This window comes from Paenarthrobacter sp. NPDC058040 (assembly GCF_042885775.1).
Taxonomy (GTDB): domain Bacteria; phylum Actinomycetota; class Actinomycetes; order Actinomycetales; family Micrococcaceae; genus Arthrobacter.
The window spans coordinates 86425-103576 of the sequence record NZ_JBHVRN010000012.1 but is presented as its reverse complement, the minus strand read 5'-3'; the positions used below and the strand labels follow the sequence as shown (position 1 = coordinate 103576).

Sequence of the window (17152 nt, the reverse complement as noted above, 5' to 3'; positions counted from 1 at the left end):
ATTTTGCTGGATCATTCGACTCGCTCCCGCCTAGACCCGCGGAATGACGGGACTCCCACAGAGCAGCAGACGAATGATCCAGCAAAATTTCCGGCCACTATCCACATAGCGCGATCGACCCGCGCAGGTGGAAGCCCGGACATGGCTAGCTGGCTGTATGAACGCGCTGGAATTCATGAGAGCAGTGGGCGGAGTGGCCAGAGTCGGCCTGATCAGGGCCCAGGGTTTCAAACTTTTGGAGGTTGCCAAGCTTGATGGCGCTTATCAGCCGCGACAGGGTCTATGGGCTCTCCCGTCTGCAGACCCGGACTTCCTGGCGGCTCTGTCCAACAACAGCTATCTGACCTGTGCAAGCGCGGCAGTCCGCTACGGGCTGTGGCTGAGGAACAAGCCTCAAAAGCTCCATCTGGCGACCAAGCACAACCGGGGCAACGGATTCGTACGGCACAGCGGTCTGCGGTTTGGGCCGGAAGCACAATTCCCCATGGCTTCCGTAGAAGACACGGTCTTGCACGCTCTAACCTGTCTGTCCACCGAAGATGCAATCGCCGCAGCCCAGTCGGCGATAAAGAAATTTGGCCTGTCGCGGGATGTGCTCCGAAGCGAGCTGACGGCAAAGTACTTCGGCACTGCGCGGGACAGACTGGACATGGCGGACGGGCTCTCGGAATCGTTGCCTGAAATCAGCGCCCGGCTGCTTTTCGAATCCGAGGGTCTGACCTTCAGGCGCCAGGTCCGCATAGAAGGCGTAGGGCGGGTGGATGCGCTGATCGACGAATGGCTGATCGTGGAGGTCAATGGCTACCAGTTCCACAGTTCACGGGAGGCTTGGCGGAAGGACATGGCCCGGCTCAACGCTGCCCAAGCGCTTGGCTACCACGTCCTGAGCTACGCCCCGGAGCAGATCTGGCATGCGCCGGATTACGTCATGGCGGAAATCCGGGGATTCCTGGCCCGTGGAAGGCCGTACCACTACAAGTAGGGCGAACATTTTGCTGGATCATTCGCCTCGCTCCCGCATGGACCCGCGGAATAACAGGCCTCTCCCAAGGCAGCAGATTAATGATCCAGCAAAATCTCGGGGCCAAGCTAGTCCTGGAAGTACTCCACCTTCGCGCCGATCGTGTTCAAACGCTCGGCCAGGTCCTCGTAGCCGCGCTCGATCACGTAGATGTTGCGCAGTTCCGAGGTACCCCGCGCGGCTAGCATGGCCAGGAGCAGGCAGGCGGCCGGACGGAGGGCAGGCGGGCAGCCAATCTCCGCAGCACGCCACTTGGTGGGTCCGTTGACGTAGATCCTGTGCGGGTCAAGGAGCTGCACCTGGGCGCCAAGCTTGTTGAGTTCCGTCAGGTAGATCGCCCGGTTTTCGTAGACCCAGTCGTGGATCATGGTCTGGCCCTCGGCGTTGCCCGCGATCACGGCGAAGAACGGCAGGTTGTCGATGTTCAGGCCGGGGAAGGGCATGGGGTGGATCTTGTCCTGCGGAGCACGGAGTTCCGAGGGCTTGGTGGTGACGTCCACCAAGCGGGTACGGCCATTGCGGGCCTTGTACTCGCCGGAGATCTCCAGCTTTTGGCCCATCTGTTCCAGGGTAGCCAGCTCGATTTCCATGAACTCGATGGGCACGCGGCGGATGGTTACCTCGGAGTTGGTGACGATGCCCGCGGTGATCAGGGACATGGCCTCGATGGGGTCCTCGGACGGGAAGTATTCGATGTCAACATCTATGGCAGGCCGCCCGGTGATCCGCAGGGTGGTGGTGCCGATGCCCTCGATGCCCACGCCAAGTCCCTGCAGGTAGAAGCAGAGATCCTGGACCATGTAGTTGGGGCTGGCGTTGCGGATCACAGTGGTGCCCTCGCGGTGCGCGGCGGCCATGATCGCGTTCTCCGTCACGGTATCGCCTCGTTCGGTCAGCACGAACGAGCGGTGGTGCGCGTCAGCGGGAGGTGCCGCCACGGAGTAGAAACCGGACTTGGCCTCGACCGTGAGTCCGAACTCGCGGAGCGCCTGCATGTGGGGTTCCACGGTGCGCGTTCCGAGGTCGCAACCGCCGGCGTAGGGCAGTTGGTATTCGCTGGTTTCATCCAGGAGCGGGCCCAGCAGCATGATCACGCTGCGCGTGCGGCGGGCCGCGTCCACGTCCATGGATCCAAGGTCCAGGACCTCGGGCCGCCGGATCCGCAGGTCGCTGCCGTTGAGCCAGGTGCATTCGACGCCGATGGACGTCAGCACCTCGACGATGCGGTTGACCTCTTCGATCCGTGCCAGGCGCCGGAGCGTGGTGGTGCCGCGGTTGATGAGGCTGGCACACAAAAGCGCGACGCCCGCGTTCTTGCTGCTGTTGACGTCCACTTCTCCGGAGAGTGTGCGGCCACCCTCCACCCGGAGGTGGGTCATCTGGGGCCGGCCCACTTTGACGATGGACCGTCCGAAGATTGCTTCCAGTCTTTCGATCATCCGGAGGCTCAGGTTTTGCCTGCCTTGTTCCATCCGGGCAATGGCGCTCTGGCTGGTTCCCAGCTCTGAAGCGAGTTGTCCTTGCGTCCAGCCTTTTTCGCTGCGGGCATTGCGGAGCAGGAGGCCTACGTGTTCTGGCGTAGCTTGCGTCATACCCAAGAAATATCACAAATGATCTATGCACCGCGTTCAAAACGCCGATTCAAGGACAAACATCACACCGTACCCGGCTCGTGCGATATGAAGCACGACGGCGGTAGTCACCACGGCGTGCAGGCGTCAGGCCCGCCAGTACCCCAACGCATCAATCCGGTGCTTGTCCACGCCTACCACCTTACGCAGATGCTTCACGATCGCCCTGGTGCTGGAGGCTTCAGAGGCTATCCAGAAGAAGTCCTCCGGGGACGTAGTCTCTGCCGTCAACGAATCACAAACTTCCGCTACCAGCGCCGCACCGTCACCTTTGCGCGGAACCCAGGTGACGACGTCGGGCCCTGCCGTACGCACCTCCAGCGAGGTGTCGGCGTCGTGCTGGTATTCAAGCCACAACGTCGCGCGCGAGTTGGCGCCGGATGCGGACCGGGCGTCGAGAAGAGAGTTGATGGCCGGGATGGACGCGGGGTCGCCCACCACCCAAAGGCGCCGCGGCGGGGGTGCCGGGAACGCGAAGGAACTGCCCTGGACCGTCGCTTCAATGGTGGAACCCGGCTGCACGGAACGGGCCCAATGGGCGGCGATGCCATCATGCATGGCGAAGTCCATGCTGAACGTTCCGGCGCGGGAGTCCGGATTCACCAAGGTGTAGGCGCGCTGGTGTCCCTTGCCGGCGTCGTCGAACCACAAGCGGATCCACATGGTGGGGTGCGGTTCGCTGTCGATCAACAACCCACCGTCGAGGACGTGGATGCGCAGGAAATCCGGAGTGATTTCCTCGCGCCCGGTGACCTCCAGCGTGAAGTCCTTGGCGCCCATCACTTTGAGGACGACGCCTTCCCAACTGCGCTTCACGCAACACTCCTTCACGAACGCCGCCGATTTTGATGAACCCGACGCAAGCACCTATCTTGAACTTAAGTAAGCCTAACCTAAGCTCGAAAGCAGTCCCTGATTATGACGTCTGCCCCGACGCACATCCCGGCCCCGGCAGGCGGCACCGGCATCTACCGCGATGAGTGGGGAATCCCGCATCTGTGGGCCGAGTCCGCCGACGAGCTTGCGTTCCTCCAGGGGTACAACGCAGCGACGGACCGCTCGTGGCAGATCGAACTGGAGCGGTGGCGTTCTGAGGGCCGCACAGCTGAGGTGCTCGGAGCCGAGGCTGTGGCGTGGGACCGATTCGCCAGGCAAGCCCGTCTGGAAAGGACCGCCCGCCGCTGCTTCGAGCGCCTGGATACGGGGACGCAGCGTTGGTGCGGCGAATACGTCGCAGGAGTTAATCAAGCCCTGGCCGACGGTTCGCGTGGCGGCCCGGAGTTCGAGGAAGCCGGTTGCGCCCCGGAACTGTGGAACCCGTGGACGCCGCTCGGGGTCTTCCTGGTCCACCACATCCTGTTCTCCACGTTTCCCAACAAGCTCTTCCGGGCCCACGTCGCGCGGACGCTCGGCCAGGAGGCAGTGGACCTCTTCAGCATCGAGGCTCCCGTGTGGTCCGGAAGCAACGCGTGGGCGGCACACGGTTCCCTGACGGAGAACGGTGCGCCGTTGATCGCCGGGGACCCGCACCGGCTCATGGAACTGCCGGGCGTCTACCAGCAGATCCGCCTTGCGTGCCCCGACTTCGATGCCGTGGGTTTTGCCTTCCCCGGAGTTCCCGGGCTGCCGCATTTCGGACACACGGGCCACACCGCCTGGGCCATCACCAATGCCATGGCCGATTACCAGGACCTTTTCGAGGAACACCTGCGGCGGGTTCCGCTGCGTGACATGCCCGGCGAACGAGTCCTCGCCCGGGGAGCGGAGGGCTGGGAGCCCGTAACTGTGAGCACGGAGACCATCACCGTCCGCGGTTCCGGTCCGATCTATGTGGTGGTCCTGGAGACGGCACGCGGTCCGGTCATCTCGGAAACGCCCGACGGCGGCGCCTTGAGTTTGCGCTTCCCGGCGTATGTTGAGGGGCGCTTGGGATTTGAGGCCTTCCTTCCGCTGCTGCGGAGCCGTCGCGTTGCCGACGTGGAGGCGGCCTTCGACTCGTGGGTGGAGCCGGTGAACAGTGTGATCACGGCCGATTCTGCTGGATCCGTGAGGCATTTTGTCGCCGGCCTGGTGCCACAGCGCAACCCCGCCAACCGTCGGCTTCCCGTGCCCGGCTTGTCTGCCCGTCACGCGTGGGATGGCCAGTATGTTGCCCTGCCCCGCACGGAGATTACCGGGTTCGCGGTCAGCGCCAACGATCGTGCGGCCGGGGGCGGCGACGCGGTAGCCATGGAATTCGCCCCGGCGCACAGGGCCCGGCGGATCCGCGAGCTGTTGGAATCGTCCCGGGGTCCCCTTTCCGTTGAGCGCATGCAGGCCATCCACTCGGACACACTCCTCGGCCCCTGGCCGCTTTTCCGCGAACTCCTGGATGGCCTCGACCCGGATGACCTTTCTCCGCTGGCGCATACCTTGCGCGCCCTGTTGCTTGTCTGGGACGGCCGCATGGAAGTCGACAGCCATCCCGCGGCGGTCTTCGCCGCGTGGCGCGGAGCCTTGGTGCAGCGGATTGCCAGGCACCCTTCGTTGTCCCGTTTAATTGGATCGACCGGATACTCCCCGCTGTTCGGTCCGTGGTTGTCAGTCGGTTCGCGGGTGGGATTCGCGCTGGAGACCCTTGCCGTCCGAGGATCCGAGTTGGGTATCGATGTCCCGGTTGAGGCTGCCGCGGCCCTCGAGGACGTGGCCCTGGAAGAGTCGTTCATGAACGGGGCCACGTGGGGCGACCGGCATACGCTCCTTCCTGTCCACGCACTTCCGGAGCGTTGGGCCGCCTCCGCGTCCGAAGGCAGGCTCAGTGGAGACACGGGCTGCGTCCTGTGTACTGAAAGCCTCCCCGGCGTGGACGATCGGAGCTTCCGCGGACCCGTTGCCCGCTACGTCTGGGACTTGTCCGAGCGCAGCAACAGCCGGTGGATCGTCCCGTTCGGGTCAGCGGGCAAGCCGGACCACCCACATTTCGCCGATCAGCTGCCGCTGTGGACCGCTGGACAGTTGGTCCAGGTGGTCACTGACTGGGAACAGCTCACCAAAGACGCCTGACTTTTGTTTTTCACCGCCGCATCGCGCCAGTTCACACTCGCACACAAAGGAAGCCCATGACTGCCACCACCCAGGACTTCGCCGTCCGCACCACCATCTACGCCGAAGAGCTCGACGGCTGGGGCTCGCTGCGGATTGTTCCCCTGGTCCCCGCCGAGGACATCGACTTGATCCACGAGTGGGTTTCGCAGCCCCGGGCCAAGTTCTGGGGCATGCTGGAGAAGCCGCGCGAGGAAGTCCTGGGCATCTACGAGTTCCTCGACTCCCTGGACACCCACCACGCGTTCCTGGTGATCCTCGACGGCGAGCCGCTGGCCCTCTTCCAGACCTACGAGCCCCTCCACGATCCCGTGGGCGAGGCCTACCCTGCCCGCGAGGAGGACATCGGCATGCACCTGCTGCTGGCTCCTGCCACGCGGCCGATCCCGCATTTCACGCCGCGGCTGGCAACCTCGCTCATCAAGTACATGTTCTCGGTGCCGGGCAAGGACAGGATCATCGTGGAGCCGGATGCCCGCAACGCCAAGGCCCTTCGCCGGTTGGAAGCCACGTGCTTCGAGCTGGGTCCGCTCGTCCAACTGGAGGAAAAGGAAGCCCAACTCGGATTCCTCACGCGTGCCGGATTCGAGGAGATCGAAGGCCGGCGCTAGCGAGCGTCAACGCCAGACGAAGCTCCACGTTCCGGCACCCACGGCGGTCAGCACAGCCGCAGCGGCAATCAGCAGCCCACCGAGGAGTACCCAGGCGTCCAGCAAGGAGTACGTGGACTCACGAGCCCACGTGCGCCGGCCACCGCCGAAGCCCCTGGCCTCCATGGTCACGGCCAGCCGTGAAGCGCGCCGGACGGCCTGGACCAGCAGGCCAAAGCTCTGCCCCAACGTGGCCTTCAGCCTTTGCACGGGGCTGCCTTGGGAGCCCACTCCGCGCGCCCGCCGGGCCATGCCAATGGTCTGCCATTCCTCCGCCATCAAGCCCACCAGCCGCATCGCCGCAAGCGAACCCAGCACAAAGCGGTGCGGCAGCCGGGCCTTTTGCGCCAAGGCGTCCGCAAGGTCCGTGGGATCTGTACAGGTCATCAGGAGGATCGCAGGGAGCGCGATCGCCAAACCGCGGAGCATGAAACCCACTCCCAGCTGAAGGGAGCCTTCGCTGATGGACCAGAGTCCGACGTCGAGCAGTACCGAACCGCTGTCAGGCGCCACGATCGCGGTACTCCAGCCGCCGATCGCTGCCGCAATGATGAGCGGCCAGGCCCGGACCCACAGGAGCCGCAGCGTCAGCCCGGCGAGCGGGAAGAGCGCAAGTTCGGCCGCGAGGGCGATCGATGCCGAGACCCAGTCGATTGACAACGCCAGCACCAGCGAAATCAGGAAGACAGCCACAAACTTCACCAACGGATTGGCGCGCGTCAGCAGCGCATGGTTGCCGCCCAAGCTCAACGTGTCCCTCATGCCGCACCAGCTTCCTGTTTCTCGGCCTGGTTCGCCGGAGCAAGCCGCAGTTCCGTGCCGCCCAGCACGGCACTGAATTCCTCGTCATGGGTCACCGAGACCACGGCGGTTCCCTGGTCCAGCAACTCCGAGAGGAACGACGCCAGTTCGGCCCACGTGTTGGCGTCCTGTCCGAACGTCGGCTCGTCGAGCACCAGCACCTTGGGGTGGGCGGCGAGGACCGTCGCAACAGAAAGCCTGCGTTTCTCGCCGCCGGACAGAGTGTACGGATTCGCGTCCACCAAGTGGGTCAAACGAAGCCGTTCCAGCAATTCATCCACGCGTTCTTCGCCATGGCCAAGGTGCTTGGGGCCGAACATGAGCTCATCCAGGACCTTGCCTGTCACGAACTGGTGCTCGGGCTCCTGGAAGACAGTGCCGATGCGGGAGATCAGCTGATCGGCTTTCCACTTGAAGGGATCAATCCCGGCACCTTGGGAAAGCTCGACGGCGGCAGAGACCTTTCCGTCCACCGGCGCCAAAAGGCCGGCCACTGTGAGGGCGAACGTGGACTTCCCGGCACCGTTCGGACCCGTGATGGTCAGCGCCGTGCCTTCCCGGACCTGGGCGCTGACGCCAGCTTGGACGGGGGCCGGTGGGATGGTCTTGAAGCCGCGGCGCCGGGGCTTTTCCCGGGAGACCGCGAGGTCCTGTGCCGCGAGCAGGAGCTGGCCCGTGTCCGGCCTGCTGTTCCGGCCCCGCGTCCGCGTCCGCGGAACATAGCCGGGAACCCACACACCGGCATCCATGAGCATGGTGCGTGCCTCAGAGAGCACCTGGTCCGGTGGCCCATCCAGGAGCACACCGCCGCCCGCCGCCCCGGGTTGCAGGACCACGATCCTGTCCACGAGGTCCTTCCAGACGGACACCCGGTGCTCCACCACAACCAACGTGGCACTGGTCTTGTCCAGGCAGCGGCGCACGGCATCACGGACTTCCAGCACGCCCGCCGGGTCCAGGTTGGCCGTGGGTTCGTCCAACAGGATCAGGCCGGGCCGCATCGCCAGGATCCCGGCCAGCGCAAGGCGTTGCTTCTGGCCGCCGGAAAGTGCCGCCGTCGGGTGGTCCAGCGCCAAGCCGCCCCCGGCAGCGGTACGCAACCCGACGTCGTCGAGCGCTTCATGGACGCGCGCCCAAATCTCTTCCCGCGGGACGGCAAGGTTCTCGGCACCAAACGCGACATCGTCGCCTACCCGTGACAGGACTACCTGCGTTTCGGGGTCTTGCTGCATCAGCCCGGCGCGGCCCCGCTGTTCACGCGGAGGCGCGCCGTCGATCAGCAGCGATCCGGTCTCGTCCGAGTCGTCTTCCTCGTCGCCCAGCACACCGGCCAGGGCATGCAGGAGCGTCGACTTGCCGGCACCGGAAGGCCCCAGCAGCATCACACGTTCGCCGGGCTCGATCCGAAGGTCGAGGCCGTGGATGGCAGGGGTGGAACGGCCGGCATGCCGCCACCCCCAGCCCTCGGCGGAGATGGCGGCAGGCTGGCCGCTGTTGGTGGCGGCCATCAGTTGAAGACGGGCTCCGACGCAGCCTTGCGGGATGCGAAAGCGCTCAGCACGCCGGTGGAGGCGAGTCCGCGGGTTGCAACCCAGGAGAGGGCGCCGGCGATGATCGCGCCGGACACTGTGCAGAACGCGATGTAGGCCAGCTTGTCGACGGCTTCGTAGGCGATGTTCCAGCCCCAGGGGAGGAACGAGTCGTTGAGGCCGCAGAAAAGCCCGGCGCCCGCACCTGCAAGGAGTGAGGTGGGCAGGTTGAACTTCTTGTAACGGAACGCCGCGAAGATCAACTCTGCTCCGAGGCCCTGGAGGATGCCGGAGATGAGCACCGTGGTGCCGTACTGGGAGCCCATGATGAGCTCACCCGTCGCGGCCACGGCCTCGCAGAACAGCGCGGCGCCAGGCTTGCGGATGATGAGCATGCCCAGCACTGCGGGGATCATCCATCCGCCGGCGATGAGGCCGGTCAAGGGTGGGTAAGCCGCATTCATGGGAATGGATACAATCGCGGCGCCCTGGGACCAGGCCCAGAAAATCACGCCGCCGGCGATGGCGATCAGCGCTGCCACCACGATGTCTACAACACGCCAGTTATAACTGGTCTTCTTCACGCTTGCCGTGGTCATTTCTTTGCCTCCTGAGGTTACAGGAGGGGAAAGTGCTCCCCGGATCCCCCGGCCGGCCTGCGCCGCCCGGGTCCGGACACTCTGAGAAGCTCGACTCCCTTGCGCCGGTACTAACCGGATCAGGTTCGAGGGTCTGCGGCTGTCCGCACTCTCAGCGCCCTCGCGTCTCCTGCATCGCTGCAGGTTCGACGGCGGCGCTCCCCTGTCGTTATCAATCTGCCCTTGTGGGCGTGGTTCAGTTTACACCTGAAGGGGTTTGTGGGGTCATGGACTTGGTCATAATCCCGTTGCGAGGCCCGCACTACGCCCTATCACCGCGGCAGAAGGCGCACAGCAGGCCCCACAAGATCACACTCCCCCGTTGCGAGGCCCGCACAACGCCCTATGATGCGGGCATAGCGCGCAAGGCGGGCCCCACAACGCGTAGCTGAGAGAATGACTCCATGACGGATCTACCCGATTCCAAGCCCACCGTGGCCGAGCCGCGCCTCGCTGCCAGCGTGATCCTGCTCCGTGATGCCCCGGATGGTTTGGAGGCCTTCGTCCAGCACAGGGTTTCCACCATGGATTTCGCGGCCGGCATGGTGGTGTTTCCTGGCGGCCGGGTGGACGCGGCGGATTCCGAAGGGTGGGATTACGCCCGGGACGTGCTGGACCGGCACGCCCACGACTGGCACCAGAGTTCCATTGCGAACGGATCGGGCTCAGCCGCAGACGTCCAGAAGAACGCCGGCACCGTCTTGGCAGCGGCCATTCGCGAGGTCCAGGAGGAAGCCGGCCTCACGCTGGATCCTGCCGAACTCCGTCCATGGGCCAACTGGATCACCCCGGTGGACATGCCCAAGCGTTTCGACACTTACTTCTATGTGGCCAAGCCGAGTGCCGAGGCCACTCCCCGGCACCAAACCACGGAGGCTTGGCAGTCGCTGTGGATGCCGGTCAGCACCATCTTGTCCGACGAAGCCGAAGGCCGCTTGCAGCTCATGCCGCCTACGTATTACCTGCTCAAGGAAATCTCCGGCTTCGACTCCGTAACTGCCATATGGACCGCGGAGCACCAGGTGGTTCCCGTGCTGGCGCCGCCGGGCTCCCTGGCCGCCTTCCTTGAAGAGAGGGCGAGCCGGCGCTAAGCGGGTTCAGCAGGATTGTGAGGTTAGGCTGAGGGCATGAACTTCTTCCTCAAGCTTCTGGGCGCCGGCGTGAGCCTCGGCGCGGGTTTCCTTGGTACCAAACTGGTCAACAAGGGGTGGGAAAAGGCCACGGGCAACAAGCCACCCAAGGGCAACGACGACATGGAGACCAGCCTCCGCTCAGCCCTGACCTTCGCCTTGATCTCGGCGTTCGTCAGCACCCTCATCCAGGTTCTGGCCAGCCGGGGCACGCAGCGCGCGATCGCCCGTTTCGCCAAGTCCCAGGACATCGTCTAGTTCCGACGCGGGGTCACTTACGGCCCATCCCTCCCGGGATTATGGGCCGTAAGTGACCCCGCGTTGTGTTTAAGGCTCGGGTTGCGTTTAACGCTCGGAGTGTTCCTCGGCAGCCCGTTGCACCACGGCTTCCAGCTCGTCCTTGGTCAGCAATTCACGATGCCCGTGCTTGGTGCGGTAGGCCGAACGCCCCACCATATGGGCCGCTACCGGCGCGGTGAGCAACTGGAAGATCCAGGCAACCAGCAACACGGGCCACACCCACCAGGTGCGCATCTGCAGCCCGATCGCAGCGAGCATGAGGAACAAACCCAATACCTGCGGTTTGGTGGCTGCGTGCATGCGGCTCATGAGGTCCGGGAACCTCAACAGGCCAATGGCGGCCCCCAGGGACATGAGGGCGCCCACAACCAGGAACACGGCCGTCACCGCATCTATGACGACGTCTACCCCACTTGCGTCAGGAGTCATTGGCCTGTCCCCTTCGTTCAGCCACGAACCGGGCAACTGTCACAGATCCGATGAACCCGATAACCGCGAGGGCAACCAGGAGCATGAGATTGTTCAGGTGGCGGTTTACCGCCATGTCTACGGCAAGCGCGGCGCCGAGGATCGCCAAGAGTACGTCGGAGGCGAGCACCCGGTCCAGCAAGGAGGGGCCGACGGCGATCCGGATGATCGCGCCGGCCGCAGCGAGGCTGAGGATCACCGCGGTGACTACCAGAACCAGTTCCTTCACAGTGATGCTCCTTCCATGCCGGCGGTTTCGGCCCGCAGGGCTTCCAATTCCGCGGGGGTACCCATGATTCTGATCAACCCGGCCTCGATGTTTTGCACTTCGTGACGGATCTTCTGCACGTCCTCTTCTCCGTAAATGTTGAGCGCGTGGAGGTAGAGCGTGGAGGTCGAGCGGTCCACTTCCACCACCAGCGAGCCCGGGATCAGGGAGATAACGTGCCCGGTGGCCGTGACCATCAGGTCGGCGTGGCTCCGCAACGGAACGGCGACGACGGCGCTACGCACCTTGGGTCCTTTGACCACAGCCAGGTAGAGGACCAGGAAGCTCGCTGCCACGACTTTGCCGAGGAACACCAAGGCGAAGGGAATGGCCCGGAGGACGTTGAAGCGGCCACTCAGTTCAACGGGTGGCAGGTAGAACAGCTTGGCCACCACGATCGCAATGAGTGCGCCAAACAGCAGGTTGCCTGGGCTGAAGTCACGCCACAGAGCACCCCAAACAATCACCAGCCAGATGAGCAGTGGCAGTTCAGTGCGGAAGGAAATGGGTTTGCGGCTCATTTGGCATCACCCGTCTGCGCCAGCGCGGGGACCTGTGCGCCGTCACCCAGGACCGAATGGATATAGGCCGAGCGGTCGAGCATGATTTCGGCCGAGCCACCTGCCAGCTGGAACAGGGGTCCGGCGAAGACGGTCAGCGCTACGCCGAAAACCACCAGCGCGGCGGTGGAACCCACCATGGTCCGGGGCAGCACTCCTGCGCGGCCCGGGGTCTGGAGGACGGGGTCCGGGTACTCGGCGTCCTCGGGCTTCCGCCAAAAGGCCCTGTTCCATACGCGGGCGATCGCCAACAGTGTCAGCAAGCTCGTGACCACGCCGCCCACCACCAGGATGATGGCCAAAGGCGTGCCCAGCTCGACGCCTGCTTGCAGGAGGCCCAATTTGCCCAGGAACCCGGAGAACGGCGGTATGCCGGCAAGGTTCATGGCCGGAACAAAGAACAACAGGGCAAGCAGCGGCGAGAGCTTGGCGAGTCCACCCAGCCGGTCGATCGACGACGATCCACCGCGGCGTTCGATCAAGCCCGTGACCAGGAACAAACTGGTCTGGACCGTAATGTGGTGGGCCACGTAGAACACCGCGGCCCCAAGCCCCGTCACGGAGGACATCGCCAAGCCGAACACCATGTAACCGATGTGGCTGACCAAGGTAAAGGAGAGCAGACGTTTGATATCGCTCTGGGCCAGCGCGCCGAGGATGCCAACCACCATTGTCAGCAACGCCACGATCATCAGTGGGGTGTTCAGGGTGTCGCCAGGGAACAGGAGCGTCTCGGTGCGGACCATCGCGTACACGCCCACCTTGGTGAGCAGGCCGGCGAACACGGCCGTAACCGGTGCTGGGGCCGTTGGATAGGAGTCGGGCAACCAGAAGGACAGTGGGAACACAGCTGCCTTGATTCCGAACGCCACCAGCAGCATCACGTGCAGGAGGTTCTGCGTGCCCTGGTCGAGTTCAGCCAGCTTGATGGCCAGGTCAGCCATGGTGATGGTTCCGGTGGCGCCATAGATCATGGCAATTGCGATCAGGAACAGCACGGACGACACTACCGAGACCACCACGTACGTCACGCCGGCCCGGATGCGGGGTCCCGTTCCGCCGAGGGTCATCAGGACGTAGCTCGCGGTCAGCAGGATCTCGAAGCCGACGTACAGGTTGAAAAGGTCGCCGGTGAGGAAGGCATTGGAAACGCCAGCCACCAGGATCAGGTACGTCGGGTGGAAGATCGAAACGGGTGCTTCCTGGTCGCCGTCGGCCATGCCCTGGCCGGTTGCGTAGATCAGGACGGCGAGGCTCACCACGGTGGACACCACGAGCATCAGCGAGGAGAACTGGTCCACCACCAGGACGACGCCCCATGGGGGCAACCAGCCGCCCAGTGTGACGGATGTGGTTCCACCGTCCCAAACCGAAATCAGAAGGAACGACTCCAGCAACAGGGTAAGGCTCAGGATACCGATGCTCACGGCACGCTGGGCAGCCGTGTGCCTGATGAGCACGAACGCCAGCGCGGCACCAAGGATGGGCAGGAGGACAGCGAGCGGTGACAGGTTTGCGAGGTTCACGCGCTGCCTCCTTCCCGGCTTTGCGCCGTTTTGGGGGTTTCCGTTTCTTCCGGGTGGAGCCGTTCTTCCGGAGTGGACGGCGTGATGGCGAACTCCGAGGTTTCCAACGGCACAATGGCGTCGTCTTCGGCGTCGAAGCTCGGCGTCTTCGCGACGCGGCGGTCTTCAAGGTCGTCCTGGATCTCGTCCTGGCGCGCCAGCGCCCAGGTCCGGTAGATGATGCCCAGCATGAATGCCGTGACGGCGAAGGAGATCACAATCGAAGTCAGGATCAGGGCCTGCGGCAGGGGATCGTTGTAGGATCCCGGATCCGTCTCTTTGTTGAACAGCGGCGCCAACCCGGCGTACCCGCCCGTGGACAGGATGAGGATGTTGGTGGCGTTCGCCAGGAGCATCAGCCCCAACAGCACCCTGGTCAGGCTGCGTTCAAGGATGAGGTAGATTCCGCAGGCGTACAGGACGCCCATGACGATCAGCAGGGTCAGGTTGATGCTCATGCGTTACCCTTCCCGGCCGCAGTGGTTTCGGCTGTCTCGGCTTCGGCTGCAGGTGCGCCTTTGCCTTCGAAGTGCTCATCGATTTCCGCTCCGAGGCTTCGCAGCACATCCAGCGCCAAACCGACCACCACGATGTAGACGCCGATATCGAAGATGGTTGAGGTGACGAACTTGATGTCGCCGAACACCGGCAGCCAGAACTCGATAATGGCGCTCTGGAACACCTGGCCACCCAGGAACAGCGGCACCAAACCGGAGGCTGCCGCCGTCGCGAGTCCTGTCCCCAAGAGTGTTCCGGCGCTTACTGTCGCGGCTTCGCTCAGCTCGAACCGTCCACCCGCAAGGTAGCGGATGGTCAGCGCCAGGCCGGCCGTCAGGCCGCCAGCGAAACCACCGCCCGGCAGGTTGTGGCCTGCCAGCAGGAGGTAGATGGAGAAGACGATCATCGAGTGGAAGATCAGTCTGGTGACCACTTCGAAGATGATGGAGCGGCGCTCGGGGGCGAGCGTACGTCCAGCCACAAGCCAGGCATCGCGGGTCACGTCACTGAATTTCCGCGCGACCGCCAGCGTGGCTCCGTCGCGCGCATCGCGTCCGACGTCGGAGCGGCGCCCTACGCTGCCTTCCGGCACTTCGGCTGAGGTTCTGATGCGGTCGCCGCGGCTGCGCACGAAGATCAGGCTGGCCACACCGGTTGCGGCAACGGCCAGCACCGAGATCTCACCGAAGGTGTCCCAGGCACGGATGTCCACCAGGGTCACGTTGACCACGTTCAAACCGCCGCCGCCCTCGTAGGCCAGGCGCGGGAAGTCCAGGGAGATCGGCGTGGCCACGCGGGCACCCATGGCGTAGATCGCAACGAAGATCATGGTGACGCCGAACGCCGCCCCGATGATCACGCGGATCACGCGAAGCCGTCCGCCGGTGCGGTCCCTCAGTTCGGCAGGCAGGCTGCGCATGGCCAGCACGAAGGCCACCAGCACGATGGTTTCCACAAGCATCTGCGTCAGGGCAAGGTCCGGTGCGCCCTGCAGCGCGAACACCAGGGCAATGCCGTAGCCCGTAACCGACACCATGAGCACGGCAAGGAAGCGCTTGTTGGCCCGGACGGCTGCCAACGCACCAACAATGATCCCGATCCCCACGATGATCTGCAGCGGAGAGTTGGGATCGATGAAGTAGACACCCTCGGGTATGGGCTTGTTCGCCGCGATCAGGGCCGTGAGCGGAACCGCAAAGGCAACCGTCAGGATGACCGTCAGGTAGAAATACAGCGAACCACGTTGGGTGCGGCCAGTGACCCATACAGCGATGTCATCCAGCGCGCCGATCGTGTGCTGGTAGGTCCGGTCGCCGTCGATCCAGTCGGGAACCAGGCCTTGGGCCCGGGAAACTGCGTTGCGGCCGTAGAACATGGCCGCGCCCACCACGAACGTCAGCGCTGTCAGGCCCAAAGCGGGAGTGAGGCCGTGCCACAAGGCGAGGTGGCCGGCGTCGACCGCTCCTTCGCGGTCCGCAAACAGCGCAGCGTAAGGCTGTATCCACGTATCCACGGGGACTGGCCAAAGCCCGTAGGCGATGGTCAGGAAGCTCAGGATGGCGGGAGCGGCGAGGAAAGCCGGCTTGATGGGCTTGAAAGGAGTGGGTTCCACGCCCGGTTTGGTGGCGAACGCACCCCACATGAAGCGCGCACTGTACGCGAACGTGAGGATTGATCCGATCACCAGGCCAAGCAGGATCCAGATGCCCCACGCCGGCGCGTCATGCCCGGTGGCGTAGTGAACGAACGTCTCGAACACGGACTCCTTCGCCACGAACCCGGCCAGCGGCGGAACGCCCGCCATGGACGCCGCAGCAATCGCAGCGACCACGCCGAGTGCGCGCGAGGAACGGAAAACACCGGACAGTTTGCGGATATCGCGTGTGCCGGATTGGTGGTCGATGATGCCCACTACCAGGAACAACGTCGCCTTGAACAAGCCGTGGGCCAGCAGGAGGGCAAGTCCGGCAAGTGCGGCATCAGGCTGCCCCAGCCCCACCACCATGGTGAGGAAGCCAAGCTGCGAAACCGTACCGTAGGCCAGGATGAGCTTGATGTCCGTCTGCCGCAGGGCCCGGTAGCCGCCGATCAGCATAGTGGCCAGGCCCAGCCCCAGGACCAGCGGAAGCCAGAAGTCCGACTCCGAGAAGCCCGGCGCCAAGCGGGCGACGATGTAGATGCCGGCCTTCACCATCGCTGCGGCGTGCAGGTAGGCGCTCACGGGAGTCGGCGCCGCCATGGCTCCGGGGAGCCAGAAGTGGAACGGGACCAGCGCAGATTTGGTAATGGCGCCCACCAGGACAAGCACGACGGCGGCAGTCACCGCATCTTGCATGGGTCCGGCCATGAGCGTCCCGGCGTGGTCGAGGATGGCCGAAATGCGGTAGGTCCCGGCAGCCTGGCCGAGGATGATGAGGCCCACGAGCATGGCGAGGCCACCGGCGGTGGTGACCATGAGGGCTTGCAGGGCCGAGCGGCGTGCGGCCAGACGGGTCCGGGCGTAGCCGATGAGCAGGTAGGACAGGATGGTGGTGAGTTCCCAGAAGATGAACAACATCAGGAGGTCATCGGAGGTCACCAGGCCGAACATTGCGCCGGCGAACGCCAACAGCTGCGCCCCAAAGCCGCCGAGACCGGGGTCCTTGTCCTTGAAATAGCGCGCGCAATACACGAGCACCAACGTGCCGACGCCCAGGATCAGCAGGGACATCACCCACGCCAGGGCGTCCATCCTGAAGGCGAACTCAAGCTTCAGGTCAGGGATCCAAGGCAGGACTTCTTCGAGGCCGCCACCTGAATAGGCGGGTGCGTACTGGAGGACCAACCAGACAAAAGCGCCTGCCGGCACCGCCGCGAGGAGATAGAACGCGTTCCTGCCAAGTTTGCTGAAGATCAAGGGCGCCACAGTTGCCGCGACAAAGGTGATGGCGAGAACTGTGATCAATGTTGTCTCCGCAAAGTCAGGAAGGAATTGTCAAGAGTTGGAGCAGGCGGTGCATAAGTTGGGTTCGG

At 64.3% G+C, this 17152-nt stretch carries 16 protein-coding genes and 1 riboswitch; of the genes, 5 read left to right on the top strand and 11 right to left on the bottom strand.

Features of this window, described 5'->3' with window-relative positions:
- The first annotated feature begins 157 nt into the window (after positions 1-157).
- Positions 158-982, top strand: coding sequence for an endonuclease domain-containing protein (locus ACFVSJ_RS17485; RefSeq protein ID WP_387438210.1), 825 nt, complete (start codon positions 158-160; stop codon positions 980-982).
- Between the two features lie 107 nt (positions 983-1089).
- On the opposite strand, the gene ACFVSJ_RS17480 is transcribed toward ACFVSJ_RS17485, so the two are convergent.
- Positions 1090-2613, bottom strand: coding sequence for a UDP-N-acetylglucosamine 1-carboxyvinyltransferase (locus ACFVSJ_RS17480; protein ID WP_387438209.1), 1524 nt, complete (start codon positions 2611-2613; stop codon positions 1090-1092).
- Between the two features lie 126 nt (positions 2614-2739).
- Complete coding sequence (locus tag ACFVSJ_RS17475) at positions 2740-3468, bottom strand: siderophore-interacting protein (RefSeq protein WP_387438208.1); 729 nt, start codon at positions 3466-3468, stop codon at positions 2740-2742.
- A 102-nt stretch (positions 3469-3570) separates the two neighbouring features.
- Here ACFVSJ_RS17475 and ACFVSJ_RS17470 point away from each other — a divergent pair, with 102 nt between their 5' ends.
- Both ACFVSJ_RS17470 and ACFVSJ_RS17465 read left to right on the top strand, forming a co-directional pair.
- A complete protein-coding gene (locus ACFVSJ_RS17470) occupies positions 3571-5694 on the top strand; it encodes a penicillin acylase family protein (RefSeq protein ID WP_387438207.1) in 2124 nt (707 codons plus the stop codon).
- A 56-nt stretch (positions 5695-5750) separates the two neighbouring features.
- Positions 5751-6344, top strand: coding sequence for a GNAT family N-acetyltransferase (locus ACFVSJ_RS17465; protein ID WP_387438206.1), 594 nt, complete (start codon positions 5751-5753; stop codon positions 6342-6344).
- Between the two features lie 6 nt (positions 6345-6350).
- Here the strand turns inward: ACFVSJ_RS17465 and ACFVSJ_RS17460 are convergent, their stop codons facing one another.
- Genes ACFVSJ_RS17460 through ACFVSJ_RS17450 form a run of 3 tightly spaced genes read right to left on the bottom strand, consistent with a single transcriptional unit; the run spans position 6351 to position 9312 of the window.
- Positions 6351-7145 carry an energy-coupling factor transporter transmembrane component T family protein gene (locus tag ACFVSJ_RS17460; RefSeq protein WP_387438205.1) on the bottom strand — a complete coding sequence of 265 codons (795 nt, stop codon included), beginning with the start codon at positions 7143-7145 and terminating at the stop codon, positions 6351-6353.
- On the bottom strand, positions 7142-8692 hold the full coding sequence (locus ACFVSJ_RS17455; protein ID WP_387438204.1) for an ABC transporter ATP-binding protein: 1551 nt from the start codon (positions 8690-8692) through the stop codon (positions 7142-7144). The genes ACFVSJ_RS17460 and ACFVSJ_RS17455 overlap by 4 nt, the downstream gene beginning before the upstream one ends.
- Positions 8692-9312 (bottom strand): ECF transporter S component, encoded by a 621-nt coding sequence (locus ACFVSJ_RS17450; RefSeq protein ID WP_387438203.1) that lies wholly within the window; start codon positions 9310-9312, stop codon positions 8692-8694. Before ACFVSJ_RS17450 ends, ACFVSJ_RS17455 begins: the two co-directional genes overlap by 1 nt.
- A gap of 78 nt (positions 9313-9390) precedes the next feature.
- Positions 9391-9526: riboswitch (TPP riboswitch) on the bottom strand.
- A 229-nt stretch (positions 9527-9755) separates the two neighbouring features.
- Between ACFVSJ_RS17450 and ACFVSJ_RS17445 the strand changes: the two genes are divergently transcribed.
- Both ACFVSJ_RS17445 and ACFVSJ_RS17440 read left to right on the top strand, forming a co-directional pair.
- Positions 9756-10442, top strand: a complete 687-nt coding sequence (locus ACFVSJ_RS17445) for an NUDIX domain-containing protein (RefSeq protein WP_387438202.1) — start codon at positions 9756-9758, stop codon at positions 10440-10442.
- A gap of 36 nt (positions 10443-10478) precedes the next feature.
- Positions 10479-10739, top strand: a complete 261-nt coding sequence (locus tag ACFVSJ_RS17440) for a DUF4235 domain-containing protein (protein WP_387438201.1) — start codon at positions 10479-10481, stop codon at positions 10737-10739.
- A gap of 87 nt (positions 10740-10826) precedes the next feature.
- On the opposite strand, the gene mnhG is transcribed toward ACFVSJ_RS17440, so the two are convergent.
- Genes mnhG through ACFVSJ_RS17410 form a run of 6 tightly spaced genes read right to left on the bottom strand, consistent with a single transcriptional unit; the run spans position 10827 to position 17084 of the window.
- Positions 10827-11210: a monovalent cation/H(+) antiporter subunit G gene (mnhG, locus tag ACFVSJ_RS17435; RefSeq protein WP_387438200.1), complete on the bottom strand. Its 384-nt coding sequence runs from the start codon at positions 11208-11210 to the stop codon at positions 10827-10829.
- Entirely contained in the window at positions 11200-11478 is a 279-nt protein-coding gene (locus ACFVSJ_RS17430; RefSeq protein WP_387438199.1) for a monovalent cation/H+ antiporter complex subunit F, read from the bottom strand. Before ACFVSJ_RS17430 ends, mnhG begins: the two co-directional genes overlap by 11 nt.
- Positions 11475-12038: a Na+/H+ antiporter subunit E gene (locus ACFVSJ_RS17425; RefSeq protein ID WP_387438198.1), complete on the bottom strand. Its 564-nt coding sequence runs from the start codon at positions 12036-12038 to the stop codon at positions 11475-11477. The genes ACFVSJ_RS17430 and ACFVSJ_RS17425 overlap by 4 nt, the downstream gene beginning before the upstream one ends.
- Complete coding sequence (locus ACFVSJ_RS17420) at positions 12035-13603, bottom strand: Na+/H+ antiporter subunit D (RefSeq protein WP_387438197.1); 1569 nt, start codon at positions 13601-13603, stop codon at positions 12035-12037. The genes ACFVSJ_RS17425 and ACFVSJ_RS17420 overlap by 4 nt, the downstream gene beginning before the upstream one ends.
- Positions 13600-14100: a Na(+)/H(+) antiporter subunit C gene (locus ACFVSJ_RS17415; protein ID WP_387438196.1), complete on the bottom strand. Its 501-nt coding sequence runs from the start codon at positions 14098-14100 to the stop codon at positions 13600-13602. Before ACFVSJ_RS17415 ends, ACFVSJ_RS17420 begins: the two co-directional genes overlap by 4 nt.
- Complete coding sequence (locus tag ACFVSJ_RS17410) at positions 14097-17084, bottom strand: Na+/H+ antiporter subunit A (protein ID WP_387438195.1); 2988 nt, start codon at positions 17082-17084, stop codon at positions 14097-14099. Before ACFVSJ_RS17410 ends, ACFVSJ_RS17415 begins: the two co-directional genes overlap by 4 nt.
- Between the last annotated feature and the right edge of the window lie 68 nt (positions 17085-17152).

Bases quoted from the DNA above. Each gene is read 5' to 3' on its own strand.
- ACFVSJ_RS17440 (WP_387438201.1), top strand. From the start codon at position 10,479: ATGAACTTCTTCCTCAAGCTTCTGGGCGCCGGCGTGAGCCTCGGCGCG.
- ACFVSJ_RS17465 (WP_387438206.1), top strand. From the start codon at position 5,751: ATGACTGCCACCACCCAGGACTTCGCCGTCCGCACCACCATCTACGCC.
- ACFVSJ_RS17425 (WP_387438198.1), bottom strand. From the start codon at position 12,038: ATGAGCCGCAAACCCATTTCCTTCCGCACTGAACTGCCACTGCTCATC.
- ACFVSJ_RS17470 (WP_387438207.1), top strand. From the start codon at position 3,571: ATGACGTCTGCCCCGACGCACATCCCGGCCCCGGCAGGCGGCACCGGC.
- ACFVSJ_RS17445 (WP_387438202.1), top strand. From the start codon at position 9,756: ATGACGGATCTACCCGATTCCAAGCCCACCGTGGCCGAGCCGCGCCTC.
- ACFVSJ_RS17415 (WP_387438196.1), bottom strand. From the start codon at position 14,100: ATGAGCATCAACCTGACCCTGCTGATCGTCATGGGCGTCCTGTACGCC.
- ACFVSJ_RS17480 (WP_387438209.1), bottom strand. From the start codon at position 2,613: ATGACGCAAGCTACGCCAGAACACGTAGGCCTCCTGCTCCGCAATGCC.
- ACFVSJ_RS17455 (WP_387438204.1), bottom strand. From the start codon at position 8,692: ATGGCCGCCACCAACAGCGGCCAGCCTGCCGCCATCTCCGCCGAGGGC.
- ACFVSJ_RS17450 (WP_387438203.1), bottom strand. From the start codon at position 9,312: ATGACCACGGCAAGCGTGAAGAAGACCAGTTATAACTGGCGTGTTGTA.
- ACFVSJ_RS17460 (WP_387438205.1), bottom strand. From the start codon at position 7,145: ATGAGGGACACGTTGAGCTTGGGCGGCAACCATGCGCTGCTGACGCGC.
- ACFVSJ_RS17485 (WP_387438210.1), top strand. From the start codon at position 158: ATGAACGCGCTGGAATTCATGAGAGCAGTGGGCGGAGTGGCCAGAGTC.
- mnhG (WP_387438200.1), bottom strand. From the start codon at position 11,210: ATGACTCCTGACGCAAGTGGGGTAGACGTCGTCATAGATGCGGTGACG.